The sequence below is a fragment of the Terrabacter sp. 01T434 genome, assembly GCF_056398545.1.
In genome coordinates, this window is the sequence record NZ_JBFTPP010000003.1 from 319,172 (window position 1) to 332,619 (window position 13,448).

Sequence of the window (13,448 nt, forward strand, 5' to 3'; positions counted from 1 at the left end):
CGGCGCGTCAGCCCTCGCGCCGCAGCACGACCACGGTGTCGAGCGCGATCTTCGTCCCGTCGACCGTCTCGACCGGGCGCTCCCGGATGCCCGACTGCACGGCGGTGACCGGCAGGCCGTCGGCACGGTCGAGCACCTCGTCGGGGTCGTAGAGCACGGCTCGCTCGCTGGGGCCGCCCCACCCCTCGGCGAGGTTGCGACCCGCGTGGCCGATGACGACGACGCGGCCGCCGGGCCGGACCGCCTCCACCCCTGCCCGCAGCGCCTGCCGCCACTCGTCGGCGGGCAGCTGGAGATAGCAGAGCAGCGCGAGGTCGTAGGCCGCCGGGGCGCCGGGCGCCGGCTGGATGGCATCCGCGACGACCGGGGTCAGACGGGTCGCGTCGTCACCGAGCCGGTCCGCGGCTAGCGTCCGCATCCGGTCGACAGCCACCGACGAGTAGTCCGACGCGACGACGGTCCACCCCTGCTCGACCATCCAGATCGCGTTGCGGCCCTCGCCCGCGGCGAGGTCGACCGCGTGCCCCGGGGTCAGCGGCCCGATGATCTCGGCCACGAACCGGTTGGGCTCGGCGGACCACACGAGGTCGTGGGCGGCATACCTCTCGTCCCAGTCCTTGGCGTCCACGTGCCCTCCTCGTCGTTGGCAGCGTCGCTCGACGCCGGCGAAACCCATTGTGCCGCCGCGGGTCTCGTGCGTCACGAAACCGGATCAGTCATTCCGGCCGCGCGTAGCGTGGATGGCGGAGAGGCAGCCACCATGAACGTCCTCATCGTCCACGAGTCCATGTTCGGCAACACCCACCAGATCGCCTCGGCCGTCGCGGAGGGGATGCGTCAGGGCGGAGCGGACGGCGACGTCCGTGTCGTCCACGTCGACGATGCGCCGACCGCGATCGCCGACGACGTGGGCCTGCTGCTCGTCGGCGGCCCGACCCACGGGTTCAGCATGACGCGCCCGCAGACCCGTCAGGACGCGGCGACGAAGGGAGCCACGCCTGCCCGCGAGGGCGTTCGCGAGTGGATCGCGACGGTCGCGCCGCGGCCGGGGCTCCCGGTCGTCACCTTCGACACCCGAGTGCACGTCAAGATGCTGCCCGGGTCGGCGGCGAGCGCCGCGGCCAAGGCCCTGCGGCATCGCGGATTCGACCGCGCCGAGCGCGGCGAGACGTTCTGGGTCGAGGACGTGGCCGGTCCCGTCGTCGAGGGCGAGCTCGACCGGGCCCGCGAGTGGGGCGTGAAGCTCGCAGCCCGCGTCTCGCACGGCGTCTCCTGACCCTTCGGCCCCTCAGCCGAGCGAGTCGAGAGAGTCAAGCGAGTCGAGCCAGGGCTCGAGGTGCCCGAGCACGTCCTCGGGCGCCTCGAGCTGCGGCGTGTGACCGACCCCGTCGAGGTAGGCCGTGCGCCACGCCGGGTTGAGCCGTGCCGCCCGGCGCGCGGCGGAGATCGGCACGAGCCGGTCGTGCGTGCCGTGGATGAGCAGGACGGGCACCCGTAGCTCGCGCATGATCCGGTCGTACTCCCGGCGCCCGCGCAGCACCCGCAGGAGTGAGCGGGCCGCGCCGAGGAACTCGGCCTCGGGGTCCGGGAGCGAGCGTCGCCAGGCGGCGAGCTCGATGCCCGCCGCCACGACGTCCTCGTCGGCGCGGGAGGGGTCGGCGAAGCACAGCGCCACGGTGCCGAGCACGCGCTGGCGGTCGCTGAAGCGGGTGTTGTAGTGCGTCAGCACCAGCTCGCCGACCCGCGGCACGGCATACATCGCGAAGGTGGCGGCGACCTGCGGGTCGGGGCGGGCGCCGGGGTTCGGCAGGGCCGGGTCGACGAGCGCGAGTCCGGCGACCTGCTCGGGGCGACGGTCGGCGAGCAGCAGGCTCACCATCCCGCCCATGGAGTTGCCGACGAGGACCACAGGACCTCCGAGCACCTCGTGGACGAAGCGACTGAGCAGGGCGGCGTTGTGGTTGACGCTGGTGTCCCGGCCGAGCGCCGGGGTCAGCCCGAACCCCGGCAGGTCGAGCGCGACGACCCGGCGACGCTCGGTGAGCGCGGGCGCGATGCCGACCCAGTTGAGGTGCGACCCACCGAGTCCGTGGACGAGGACGACGGGCGGCAGCTCACGTCCCTCCTCGGGTGGGGTCTCGGGGCCGCCGAAGTCGACCCACTGGACGGGACCGTCGAGGTCGGCGGTGCGGCTGATCCCGCCCCACCGGGAGGCGAGGTCGAGAGGCGTCATGGACGGCGGCGTCGTCATGACGGCAGGTTACCGCCGGTCACTTGTGTTCCGCCGCGGCGGCTGCTGCCCGGCGTCGCATGTGGCGCGCTTGCGGCGCGTTGTCGCTGAGCTGCGCCGCACGCTCCCACGCGGCCGCGGACTCGCCGCGTCGTCCCAGCCGGCCCAGCAGCTCCGCTCGCACCACGTGGAACGGGGCGTATGCCGTGAGGTCGAGACCGTCGAGCAGGCCGAGCGCCGCCTGCGGGCCGTCGAGCTCGGCGACGGCGACGGCCCGGTTGAGCCGGACGACGTCCGTCGGTGCCAGGCGAAGCAGGTGGTCGTAGAGCGCGACGACCTGGGACCAGTCGGTGCCCGCGGCATCGGCGGTGTCGGTGTGGACGGCGCTGATCGCGGCCTGGAGCTGGTAGGGACCGGGGGCGTCCCGACGCAGGCACCGGCGTACGAGCGCGTGGCCTTCGGCGATCATGGCCGCGTCCCAAAGCGAGCGGTCCTGGTCGGCGAGCGGCACGAGCTCGCCGGAGGTGTCGGTGCGCGCCTGACGGCGGGCCTCCGTCAGGAGCATGAGCGCGAGGAGACCGACGGCCTCCGGTTCGTCGGGCATCAGCTCGACGAGCACGCGCCCGAGCCGGATCGCCTCGGCAGCGAGGTCGGGACGGCCGAGGTCGTCCCCCGCCGTCGCCGTGTGCCCCTCCGTGAAGACGAGGTAGAGGACGCGGAGCACCGGTGTGACGCGGGCCGGGAGGTCCTCGTCACGCGGCACCCGGTACGGGATGCCAGCCGTGCGGATCTTGTTCTTGGCCCGGACGATCCGCTGCGCCATCGTCGCCTCCGGGACGAGGAACGCGTGGGCGATCTCGGGTGTTGTCAGGCCGCCCAGCAGTCGCAGGGTCAGCGCCACCTGCGCCTCCCGCGAGAGTGCGGGGTGGCAGCACGTGAAGACGAGGCGGAGTCTTTCGTCCTTCACGGGTCCCTCCTCGTCCGGGCCGTCAGTGGGATCGACCGCGTGGAGCGCCGCGGCCTCGGCCTGGCGCGCCTCCCGGGTGGACTCGCGCCGGAGGCGGTCGATGGCGCGGCGGCGTGCGGTCGTGATGATCCAGCCGGCCGGGCCGGGCGGCATACCCTCGCGGGGCCACCGCTCGACGGCCACGGTGAACGCGTCCTGCACCGCGTCCTCGGCGAGGTCGATGTCCCCGAGGGCCCGGATGAGCACGGACACCGCCCGCCCGTGCTCGGCACGGAAGACCCGGGCGATGTCCGCACTCGTGACAGCCATGGCGCAGGGTGCAGTCAGCGGTCGGTCGGCGACTGACCGGGCTCGTCCTCGCCCTGGAACGGGCGCACCTCGACCGGCAGGCCGGTCGCCTTGGCGATGCGCTCGGCCCAGCCGAGGACGACGTCGTAGTCGCCCGAGCGCACGATGGACAGGCCCCCGAGGTGCTCCTTCGCCTCGACGAACGGTCCGTCGGTGAGCACGGCGTCGGTGACCCCGCCGGACGTGCGGATCGTCGTCGCGCTGCCCTGGTCGGCGAGCCCACCGGCGAACACCCAGCCGCGGGCGGCGCGGATGTCGGCGTTGACGACCTCGAGGTCGGCCATGACCCGCGTGAGGTCGAGGTCCTCGGGCGGCGGCCCGTCGGGCGAGAAGAGGCTGATGAGATAGGTCTTCACGGTGATCTCCTCCTGCCGGCGCTGCCGGCCGGTCCCGGGTGCACCCTCCGTGCACCTCCACCCTCTACACGAACGCGGTCCCGCGAAATCGACAGGTCGCCGGACGGTCTCGGCGATCAGGCGCGCGGGCGCTGCTCGACGAGGCCGACGAGGTTGCCCTCGGAGTCGACGACGAAGGCCATCCACTCGTCGGTGCCCGCCGGGCCGAGCGTGTCGTCGTCGTGACCGAAGATGAGGTGCGGCTCGCTGCGCACCTCGACCCCGGCCGTGCGCAGCCGGGCCACCGTGGCCTCGAGGTCGTCGACCTGCAGGTAGTGCAGGGCGCTCGGTGCGCCGGCGTCGAGGAGCAGTCGCACGCCGTCGAGGTCGAAGAAGACGAGACCCGGCGGGTCGTAGGTCGCGAGCGGCTCCGCGCCGAGGAGGTCGCGGTAGAAGGCGGTGGCCCGGCCGAGGTCGTCGGCGTGCTGGGCGATCTGGACGAGTCCCATCCACCGAAAGTAGCCCGGCCCACCACAATGGGTCCATGACCGATCACCGGCCCGTCGAGACCTGGCTCACCGACATGGACGGCGTCCTCGTCCACGAGGAGGACGCGATCCCGGGCGCCGCCGAGTTCATCACGGCGCTGGAGCAGTCCGGCAGGTCCTTCCTCGTCCTGACGAACAACTCGATCTTCACGCCGCGCGACCTGCGGGCCCGCCTGCTCATGAGCGGCATCGACGTGCCGGAGAAGGCGATCTGGACCTCCGCGCTCGCGACGGCGCAGTTCCTCGCCGAACAGCGGCCCGGGGGCTCGGCCTACGTCGTCGGCGAGGCCGGCCTGACGACGGCGATGCACGACGTCGGCTACGTCATGACCGACCGCGACCCCGACTACGTCGTGCTCGGTGAGACCCGCACCTACTCGTTCGAGGCGATCACCCGCGCGATCCGCCTGATCGAGAGGGGTGCCCGATTCATCGCGACGAACCCCGACCCGAGCGGCCCCAGCCCTGCAGGCACGCTGCCGGCCACCGGCTCGGTCGCGGCCCTGATCTCGACGGCGACCGGCCGGCAGCCCTACTACATCGGCAAGCCGAACCCGCTCATGATGCGCAGCGCCCTCAACCGGCTCGACGCGCACTCCGAGACGACGATCATGGTCGGCGACCGCATGGACACCGACATCATCAGCGGACTCGAGGCCGGCCTGCGCACCGTCCTCGTGCTGACCGGCTCGACAAGCCGCGATCAGGTCGAGCACTTCCCCTACCGGCCGAGCCGCATCGTCGCCTCGGTGGCCGACCTGGTGCAGTTCGTCGCCGACGAGGACCGCGAGCAGCGGTGAACCGCCGTCAGCTCCGGCCGAACAGCCGGCGCCACCACGGGCCCTGCGTGTCGAGCTCGGCGGCGCGAGCGGCGGCTCGCTCCTCCCGCGCCCGGCGCTGCTCCTCCTCGAGCTCGGCGCGCAGCGGTCGCCAACGCTCGACCATCTCGTCGACGTCGAGGGTCTTGGCGATGAGTGGCGGCAGGTTGCCGACGGCCGGGCGCAGCCGGTCGGCGAGGACGCGCTTGTTGTAGTCCTCGATGATCTCGCGCACCTGCGCCTCGGTGCGGACGTCGGCGAGGGACTCGGGGTAGCCCGACGCCTCCTTGCGGAGCGCGAGCGCTCCAGGGAGCGCACCGCCGAGGTCGAGGTTCTCGCGCGCAGCGAAGCGCTTGACCCACCAGTCAGGGTCGCCGGAGTCGCTGAGGTCGAGGGGCTTGCCGGCACCAGGCAGGTTGTCGAAGTCCCCGCGCTCCTGCGCCTCGCGGATCTGCTTCTCCACTGGGCTCTCCCAGTACGGCTGGCCCGTCATGCGATCCACGCTAACCGATGCGATATCCGGATGCGCGTCCTGCCGCGGTCGGGTAGACCGGAGGTGGGTCAGCGTCCACGACGACAGGGGAACCCGTGCTCGGACTCATCCGCCACCAGTTCCGCGTGCATCCGCTCGGGGTGGTGCTCGTCGTCGTCAACGCGCTCTTCGTCGCGGGCGTCGCCATCGGTGTGCCCTGGCTCGTCGGGGGTCTCGTCGACGCCCTCCCGGCAGCGGCGGCCGGTGGTCCGCTCGGCACCATCGGTCTCGAGTTCGGCGCCCTCGTCGCGGTGCTGGCGGCACAGGTCGTCATCTCGGGTGCGCAGGAGCCGGTCTTCCAGGACCTCAGCCTGCGCACGGAGAAGGACGTGCTCGGACGTCTCGCCTGCCTCTTCGTCGCACCCGTGGGGATCGAGCACCTCGAGGACCCCGACTTCCTCGATCGCGCGCAGCGGGTCCGTTCGCGCCTCTGGGAGATCAACCAGGGCCTCATGCAGGGCGGCATCGCCGTCACGGGCGTGCTGGCCCTCGTTGGGGCGACGGTCTCGGTCGGCGCCGTCGTCGGATGGCCGAGCGCCCTGCTGCTCCTCGCTGCAGCCGTGGCCGTGGCGGTCGTGCGCGCGGTGCTCATGCGTCGTGAGCTCGACCAGTGGGTCGGGGCCACCGAGGACCAGCGGCACGCGGAGTACGCCTTCGGCTTCGCCACCGGACTTGCGCCGAAGGAGGTCCGGGTCTTCGGCCTGGCCGACTGGCTCGGTCGCCGCTACTGGCACCGGATGGAACTGTCGTGGAAGCCCTTCTGGCGCAAGCGCATCCACAACTCCGCCTGGACCCTGCTGCTCGACGGAGCCCGCGCCGCGATCGCCGTCGGCGTGGTCGTCCACGTCGTCGACGGCGCTCTGGGCGACGAGGTCGCTGTCGGCGCCGTCGCAACCGCGATTCCGCTCGTGCTGCTCCTCGCCCAGGTCGAGATCGGCGGCCTTCCGCTCTTCGTCCGCGGCGCAGCCGTGCTGTCCGACCTCGTGGAGACGGAGCGCCTCTACGGCCGGCCGCTGCCCCAACCACCCTCTCGGGCAGTCGTTGGCGCACCCAGCACACGGCGCGGGCGCCCGCCCATGGTCGAGCTCCACGACGTCACCTTCACGTATGCCGGCCGAGACGTCCCCGTGCTGGACGGCCTCTCGCTGCGCATCGAAGCAGGCGAGAACGTCGGCCTCGTCGGGGTCAACGGTGCCGGCAAGTCGACGCTCATCCGGCTCGTCACCGGGACCACTCGCCCCGACCTGGGTCGCGTGCTCGTCGACGGTGTCGACCTCGCATCGATGACCGACGCCGAGGTGGTGCAGTGGCAGCGGCGGGTCGCCGTGCTGACGCAGGAGTTCTGCCGCTACCCGCTCACCGCTCGCGACAACGTGACCCTCGGGGCCGGCCGTCGGTGGACCGCGGCCGACGCCATCGACCTCGAGTCGACCGGCAACCGCTCCGGTGCCACCGACGTCATCGCCGACCTCACCTCCGGCTGGGACACCGTGCTCGACGCCACCTACCCCGGCGGGCAGGACGTCAGCGGCGGGCAGTGGCAGCGGATCGCGCTGGCACGAGCGACGTTCGGCGTCGCCCGGGGCGCAGGGATGATGGTGCTCGACGAGCCGGCAGCCGCGCTGGACGCGCGGTCCGAGGCCCACCTCGTCGAGCGGCAGCTCGCCCTGACCTCCGGCATCACGTCGCTCGTGGTGTCGCACCGCTTCTCGGTGTTGCGGCCCATCCCCCGGATCGTCGTGCTCGAGGACGGGCGCATCACGGAGGACGGCTCGCACGACGAGCTGATGGGCGCGGGCGCCACGTACGCGCGACTCTTCACCCTCCAGTCGTCACGACTGCTCGCCGCGGAGGGCTTATGAGCACGCTGCTCCGTCGGGTGCGCCTCTAGCTCGTGCTCGGGCTGGCCGCCGCACCCTGGCTCGCGGCCGTCGGGCTCGCCATCTCGGTTGCGGCGGCCGTGCTCGCCCCGCTCGCGACGCTCGGAGTGGGCCGTGTCGTCGACGGCCTCGGAGCGGGCGATGCCGATCGCGTGGCCAGCGGCCTCTGGCTCGTGGGTGCGGGGATCGTCGTCGCGGTCCTGCAGTCGGTGTCGTGGCCGCTCGTGTGGTTCTTCGTCGAGGACCTCGGGGAACGCTATGCCCACCACCACGTGCTGCGCGTCATCGCCGGCATACCCACCATCGCCCACCACGAGATGCCGGAGATGGCCGACCGGGTGGCCCTGGTCCGGCGCCACGCCAGGCAGCTCGGCAACGCCGGGCTCCGCCTGTCGACCGACGTCTCGGCGATCATCGGGACCGTCACCCTGGCGGGCGTTCTGGCGTCTATCGCCTGGTGGCTGACCCTGCTCATCCCGGCTGCTCTCTTCCCCGCCTGGGCGTCGGGTCGCGTCTTCCGGGCGCGCATGGACGCAGAGCGTGACAACGCCCAGACGATCCGGGTCGCCGATCGCCTCCTCGACATCGCACGTGACCCCGGCACCGGGATCGAGGTGCGGTGCAGCGGTGCGCCGGCGGCCCTCCTCGAAGCCCAGGACGCTGCCCTCGACCAGCGGCTCGCGGCCGTGGCAGGGGCGGCCCGCCGCACGCGTACGCTCGCAGTGCTCGCTCGACTCATGTGGATCGCGGTGCTCGCGGTCAGCCTGCTCGGGGTCTTCACGCTGGTGCGGGCCGGGTCGGTCGGCGTCGGATCGCTCGTCGTGCTCGTCCTCCTCGTGCCACAGGTCGAGAGCATGGTCGGCATGCTGCAGGGCCTCGTCGCGTATGCCGTGCAGACGTCCCAGCACATCGCGCGTCTCGACGAGGTGGAGCAGTATGCCGCTGGGTTCGTCACGCCGTGCGGCTCAGTGCCCGCCCGACTCGGGCAGGGCATCGAGCTGCGGGACGTGTCGTTCACCTATCCGGGAGCGACGGAGCCGAGCCTCTCGGGGATCGACCTCGTGCTCGAGCGCGGCACGACCGTGGCGCTCGTAGGGGAGAACGGGGCTGGCGAGTCCACCCTGGTCTCGCTGCTCGCGCGCCTGCACGACCCGACGACGGGCGCGATCCTCGTCGATGGTCAGCCGCTTGGCGACATCCCGCACGCCGCCTGGCACGCGCGGCTCGGTGCCGTCTTCCAGGACCACGCCACCCCGCACGTCCTGCTGCACGAGGCCGTGTCGATGGGCGACCTCGCCCACGCGAGCCCCGACCGGGTGGCGGCTGCCCTCGAGCGGGCGGACGCGACCAGGTTGGTGGACGGGCTCCCGCGTCGCGTCGACACCCAGCTGGGCAGACAGTTCGCCGGCGGCACCGAGCTCTCCGGCGGCCAGTGGCAGCGGCTCGCGATCGCCCGAGGGATGCTCCGTGACGCCCCACTGCTGATGCTGCTCGACGAGCCATCGTCGGCTCTCGATGCCCAGGCCGAGGACGTGATCCTCGGCGGCTACGTCGATCGGGCGCGGGACGTCAGCGCCCGCACCGGTGGGATCACGGTGATCGTCAGCCATCGCATGTCGACGGTACGGGCGGCCGACCGCGTCATCCACCTCGTCGACGGGCGAGTCGCGGAGGACGGCACGCACGACGAGCTGATGACCGCGGGAGGGGCGTACGCCGAGCTGTTCGAGCTGCAGGCCCGCGCGTATCGTTGAGGGCCGGGAGTTGGCGAAAAACATTGTGCTGCAAGTGATTCCGTGGGGATATCTCTTGATCTGACTAGTCGAACACCTGTACTATTGGGGTATGAGCCAGAGCGCGGAGCGGATCGAGCAGGACTGGGACCACGTCGCGTCCCTAGCCGCCGATCTGCACGATGCGCACGCCCGGCTCGTGGACTTCGTCGCCACCGTCCTCGCTGACGGGTCGTGGCAGGCGGCGGGGCTGCGTTCACCAGAGCACTGGCTGATGCTCCGCGCCGGACTGTCACGGGGTCAGGCTGCCGCGATGATCCTGGTGGGCCGTCGTGCCGGAGAGCTTCCCGCCACTGCTGCAGCGCTGCGGGAGGGCCGGATCAGCCTGGACCAGGCCGCGGTCGTCGCCCGGCACACTCCGGCCGAATTCGATGCGACCGTCGCCGAGTTCGCCCAGCACGCGACCGTGACGCAGCTACAGCGCTCGGTCAGCTGCTATGACTTCACCCTCCAACCCGACAGCGTCGACGACGAGGACGGTGTCCGACCCGGTGAGCTCGTTCCTGACGGGCAGGACAGCGACGTCGACGACCAGCAACCGGAGCCGGCCCCACCGGCCCACCTGAGCATGGGCGTCGACGCCGACGGAAGGTTCCGGTTGCACTATGACGCGCCGGCCGAGGTCGGCGCCCTCGTCGAGGCAGCCCTCGCCGAGGCGAAGGACCATCTCTTCCACACCCTCAGCCCTGACGGTGACGGCGTGAGTGACGAGCAGAAGCGGGCAATGGACGGTGACGTCATCGACCCGATCCGGTGCGTCACCGACGGTGGCCGCCCGCGCGTCACCTGGGCTGACGCCCTTCACCTGATGGCCACCCGATCCCTCGACGCAGCAGGCTCGAGCGACTCGGGTGGTGCTGCGCGCAGAGCGCGCTACCGAGTGCAGGTCCACCTCGACACCGACGGCGGCTGGCTGACCGGTCGACCCCGCCTCCCCCAGCACATCGCCAACCAGCTCACCTGCGACGGGACCCTCACCCCCGTGTGGGAGACCGACGGACACCCGATCAACGTCGGCCGCACCCAACGCGTCGTCCCGCACCGCACCCGCGTCCTCATCCTCGACCGGGACCGGGGCTGCCGCTTCCCCGGCTGCGGCTCCACCCGACACCTCGAGATCCACCACCGGATCCACTGGCGAGACGGTGGACCCACCGACGACACCAACCTGCTGGCGCTGTGCACCTTCCACCACGACGGTCACCACCGCGGCGAGTTCACCATCACCGGCGACCCCACCCGCCCCGACGGGTTGGTGTTCACCACCCACACCGGCCTGCACATCGGCCCACCCCGACCACCACGCCTCAACCAGGCCGACGACCCCGACCAAACTGAAGCGTCAGACCGTCGCAGGCCACGACCCCGTCTCGGCCGGCGCTATCCCGCCCCCACCGGCGGCCCCCTGCACCTGCACCTCGTCGACTTCACCCCGACCTGACCACGCCTGGGTCATACTCCCCACGTGACAGGGGTCGATCCGAGTCTTCTCAGGGCGATGACCACGGCGGACGTGGAGGCGGTCGTCGAGGTCCAGGAGCCGGGGGCGGTCCTCGGGTTGGCCGCGGTCTTCCCGCAGGACCAGCACCCGTTCCCGCGGGATGCCATCGCCCAACGCTGGCTGCGCGAGATCGACCTGCCAAGGACCGACTGCTTCGTCGTCCTGCGTGACGGAGCCGTCGCGGGCTTCGCCGCCACGCGGGACGACGAGTTCCTGCACTTCGGCATTGCCGTCGAGCACTGGGGCACGGGCCTGGCGACGCTTGCCCACGACGCCGTCCTCGACCACCTGCGTCAGCGGGACGTCGGGCGGGCCCGGCTCCGCGTCTTCACCGCCAACGGCCGCGGCCGCCGCTTCTACGAGAAGCGGGGGTGGCGCCCGACGGGGGAACGCAGCCACAGCTCGTTCGCCCCCTGCCCCGAGCTCCTCGGCTACGACATCGGCCTCTGACCGCGCGCAGAGGTCGCGGTAGCTGGCCATCGGCGTCCTGACGACGGTCTTCCTGGCCGGGCTGGCGTTCGCGCTGCTCGCCGTGCATGCCCTCGTCTACGGTTTCACCCGCGTGCTCGGTGTCGGATCCGTCGACGACCCCGTCGTCGGCCGCTACGAGCTCGCGCTGGCAGTCGGCATCGGCATCAACGTCGTCGGCGCGGTGGTGCTGTCGCGACTGGCGTTGCGGACCCGGGCCGCCGCGTGGCCGCCCGTGCTGGGGGCCTTCCCGATCGCCGTGGTCACCGGGGTCGTCGCAGCTGCGGGAATGTTCGCCGTCCTCGGGTACGACCCGTTGGTTCTCGTCTGACAGCGGGCTCCGCCGGAGTCAGCCCTCGGATGCGTCGGCTTCGGTGCTGTCCGTCATCCCAGGCGCCTCGCTCGCTGCCGCGCGCGGGTCACGCCGGGCGCGCACGACCGAGATGACGACGCACACGACCAGCCCCAGGAGGATCAGCGGACCGGCCGCCATGAGGCCGAGGAGCACCACCGCCTCCGAGGGCGACAGGGAGCAGCCGAAACCGATGCCGCTGCACCCGCCGGCGGCGTTGTGGTCCGGGAGCGCCAGGTGCAGCACGAGCACGAGGAGTGCCGGAAGGAGCCAGAGGACGCCAAGGGCAAGGAGGTACGGCCGAACGCTGCGTGGTGCCACGGCGCCACCCTTGCCCACCGTGACCGGTCCCGCATCAGCGTCCCTACTCAACCGCTACGGTTACAGCTCCTTGCGGAAGTGCACGTCCGCGGCGTCCGGCGTCGGGACACCGTCCCAGCGGAAGATCTCGCGATAGCCCTGCTTCTCGTAGAAGCCCGGCGCCTGGAAGGTGAACGAGGTGACGAAGACGTGGGTGCAGCCTCGAGCCCGGGCCTCCCCCTCGAAGTCGGCGAGCAGCCGCTCCCCCAGTCCCGTCCCCCGGGCGTCCTCCCGGACCCATGTCATGCCGATGCCGGCGGCGACGCCCCACGTCCACCCGCTGACCCCCGCCGCCAGCTCGCCGGACTCGTCGACGAGACGGACGGTCAGCTCACGCGCCGCGGGCGTGCCCGCAGTCGCTGCGGCGTTGACGGCGTCGAGCTCGTCGGACAGTCGCTGGTCGAGGGCCGCGTCGGCCTCGCCGAGGACCGAACGGAGTGCGTCGTTTCTGTCACGAGCGGTGATCCTGCCACGGCCGCTCAGAGGCGCGCGATGACCTCGTCGAGCATCGCCTCGGTGAGCTTGCCCGTGAAGGTGTTCTGCTGGCTGACGTGGTAGCTGCCGACGAGCCGCACCGGGTGGCCGGCCGCCGTCCTGAGCACGGCCTCGGCACCGTGGCCGAACCTCGGCTTGGGCCGTGGCACGAGCCACCCGCGACGGCGAGCTGCTCCCAGCGCCGCATCCCACGCGATCGAACCGAGCGCGAGCATCGAGCGCAGGCGCGGCTCCGACAGCTCGAGGTCTCGGTCGAGCCACGGCGCGCACGCCTCCTTCTCCTCGGTCGTCGGCTTGTTGGCCGGTGGCGCGCACCGGACGGTCGCGACGATGCGCAGTCCCGTCAGCGCGAGGCCGTCACCCGACGCGACCGACGTCGGCTGGCTGGCATACCCCCCGCGGTGGAGGGCGGCATACAACCAGTCGCCGGAGCGGTCGCCGGTGAACATGCGCCCGGTTCGGTTGGTGCCGTTGGCTGCCGGCGCCAGACCGACGATGAGCACCTCCGCATCGGGGTCGCCGAACGACGGCCCCGGACGTCCCCAGTAGGGCTGGTCGGCGAACGCCGCGCGGCGTCCCCGGGTCGCGACCGACTCACGCCACTCCACGAGCCGCGGGCACGCGCGGCAGACGCTGACACGGGCATCGAGCTCGCGTATGCCGTCCGCCGCCTTCGCGAGCCGGCGCACCTGCGCGGGGGTGGCCGCCACGGGCGTCTCGGCCGAGGCCGGGTCACCGGGCCATCCGGTGCCGGCGGGGACCGGTGACAGGAAGAGGCCTCCCGTGACGGGGTGCTGGGCCGGGTTAGGCATGGCGGCAGG

16 protein-coding genes are annotated in these 13,448 nt (G+C 72.2%); 7 read left to right on the plus strand and 9 right to left on the minus strand.

Features of this window, described 5'->3' with window-relative positions; genetic code table 11:
• Positions 1-7 precede the first annotated feature (7 nt).
• Entirely contained in the window at positions 8-628 is a 621-nt protein-coding gene (locus AC1DIW_RS08900) for a class I SAM-dependent methyltransferase (RefSeq protein ID WP_478107508.1), read from the minus strand.
• 132 nt (positions 629-760) lie between these two features.
• Between AC1DIW_RS08900 and AC1DIW_RS08905 the strand changes: the two genes are divergently transcribed.
• Positions 761-1,276 (plus strand): flavodoxin family protein, encoded by a 516-nt coding sequence (locus tag AC1DIW_RS08905; RefSeq protein WP_442277575.1) that lies wholly within the window; start codon positions 761-763, stop codon positions 1,274-1,276.
• A 12-nt stretch (positions 1,277-1,288) separates the two neighbouring features.
• On the opposite strand, the gene AC1DIW_RS08910 is transcribed toward AC1DIW_RS08905, so the two are convergent.
• From AC1DIW_RS08910 to AC1DIW_RS08925, 4 genes are all read right to left on the minus strand, one after another.
• Positions 1,289-2,251 (minus strand): alpha/beta fold hydrolase, encoded by a 963-nt coding sequence (locus tag AC1DIW_RS08910; RefSeq protein WP_478107510.1) that lies wholly within the window; start codon positions 2,249-2,251, stop codon positions 1,289-1,291.
• A 19-nt stretch (positions 2,252-2,270) separates the two neighbouring features.
• Positions 2,271-3,506 (minus strand): RNA polymerase sigma factor, encoded by a 1,236-nt coding sequence (locus tag AC1DIW_RS08915; protein WP_478107512.1) that lies wholly within the window; start codon positions 3,504-3,506, stop codon positions 2,271-2,273.
• A 14-nt stretch (positions 3,507-3,520) separates the two neighbouring features.
• Positions 3,521-3,901: a YciI family protein gene (locus AC1DIW_RS08920; protein WP_478107514.1), complete on the minus strand. Its 381-nt coding sequence runs from the start codon at positions 3,899-3,901 to the stop codon at positions 3,521-3,523.
• 116 nt (positions 3,902-4,017) lie between these two features.
• Positions 4,018-4,389 carry a VOC family protein gene (locus tag AC1DIW_RS08925; protein WP_478107516.1) on the minus strand — a complete coding sequence of 124 codons (372 nt, stop codon included), beginning with the start codon at positions 4,387-4,389 and terminating at the stop codon, positions 4,018-4,020.
• A 35-nt stretch (positions 4,390-4,424) separates the two neighbouring features.
• Between AC1DIW_RS08925 and AC1DIW_RS08930 the strand changes: the two genes are divergently transcribed.
• A complete protein-coding gene (locus tag AC1DIW_RS08930; protein WP_478107518.1) occupies positions 4,425-5,228 on the plus strand; it encodes an HAD-IIA family hydrolase in 804 nt (267 codons plus the stop codon).
• A gap of 7 nt (positions 5,229-5,235) precedes the next feature.
• On the opposite strand, the gene AC1DIW_RS08935 is transcribed toward AC1DIW_RS08930, so the two are convergent.
• Positions 5,236-5,739: a DnaJ family domain-containing protein gene (locus AC1DIW_RS08935; protein WP_478107520.1), complete on the minus strand. Its 504-nt coding sequence runs from the start codon at positions 5,737-5,739 to the stop codon at positions 5,236-5,238.
• A 95-nt stretch (positions 5,740-5,834) separates the two neighbouring features.
• Here AC1DIW_RS08935 and AC1DIW_RS08940 point away from each other — a divergent pair, with 95 nt between their 5' ends.
• The 5 genes from AC1DIW_RS08940 (at position 5,835) to AC1DIW_RS08960 (ending at position 11,751) form a co-directional block, all read left to right on the plus strand.
• Positions 5,835-7,640: an ATP-binding cassette domain-containing protein gene (locus AC1DIW_RS08940; protein ID WP_478107522.1), complete on the plus strand. Its 1,806-nt coding sequence runs from the start codon at positions 5,835-5,837 to the stop codon at positions 7,638-7,640.
• Positions 7,641-7,672: 32 nt separating this feature from the next.
• A complete protein-coding gene (locus AC1DIW_RS08945; protein WP_478107524.1) occupies positions 7,673-9,412 on the plus strand; it encodes an ABC transporter ATP-binding protein in 1,740 nt (579 codons plus the stop codon).
• Between the two features lie 91 nt (positions 9,413-9,503).
• The gene (locus tag AC1DIW_RS08950; RefSeq protein ID WP_478107526.1) at positions 9,504-10,892 is read left to right on the plus strand and encodes an HNH endonuclease signature motif containing protein; all 1,389 of its coding nucleotides are present in this window, start codon (positions 9,504-9,506) and stop codon (positions 10,890-10,892) included.
• Positions 10,893-10,949: 57 nt separating this feature from the next.
• Positions 10,950-11,402: an N-acetyltransferase family protein gene (locus tag AC1DIW_RS08955; protein WP_478107528.1), complete on the plus strand. Its 453-nt coding sequence runs from the start codon at positions 10,950-10,952 to the stop codon at positions 11,400-11,402.
• A gap of 82 nt (positions 11,403-11,484) precedes the next feature.
• Positions 11,485-11,751, plus strand: coding sequence for a hypothetical protein (locus AC1DIW_RS08960; protein ID WP_478107529.1), 267 nt, complete (start codon positions 11,485-11,487; stop codon positions 11,749-11,751).
• 18 nt (positions 11,752-11,769) lie between these two features.
• Here AC1DIW_RS08960 and AC1DIW_RS08965 read toward each other — a convergent pair whose 3' ends face one another.
• From AC1DIW_RS08965 to AC1DIW_RS08975, 3 genes are read right to left on the minus strand one after another with little or no spacing between them, the layout of a single operon-like run.
• Positions 11,770-12,093 (minus strand): hypothetical protein, encoded by a 324-nt coding sequence (locus AC1DIW_RS08965; RefSeq protein WP_478107531.1) that lies wholly within the window; start codon positions 12,091-12,093, stop codon positions 11,770-11,772.
• A 60-nt stretch (positions 12,094-12,153) separates the two neighbouring features.
• The gene (locus AC1DIW_RS08970; protein WP_478107755.1) at positions 12,154-12,615 is read right to left on the minus strand and encodes a GNAT family N-acetyltransferase; all 462 of its coding nucleotides are present in this window, start codon (positions 12,613-12,615) and stop codon (positions 12,154-12,156) included.
• Positions 12,612-13,439 carry a uracil-DNA glycosylase gene (locus AC1DIW_RS08975; RefSeq protein WP_478107533.1) on the minus strand — a complete coding sequence of 276 codons (828 nt, stop codon included), beginning with the start codon at positions 13,437-13,439 and terminating at the stop codon, positions 12,612-12,614. Before AC1DIW_RS08975 ends, AC1DIW_RS08970 begins: the two co-directional genes overlap by 4 nt.
• Positions 13,440-13,448 lie beyond the last annotated feature (9 nt).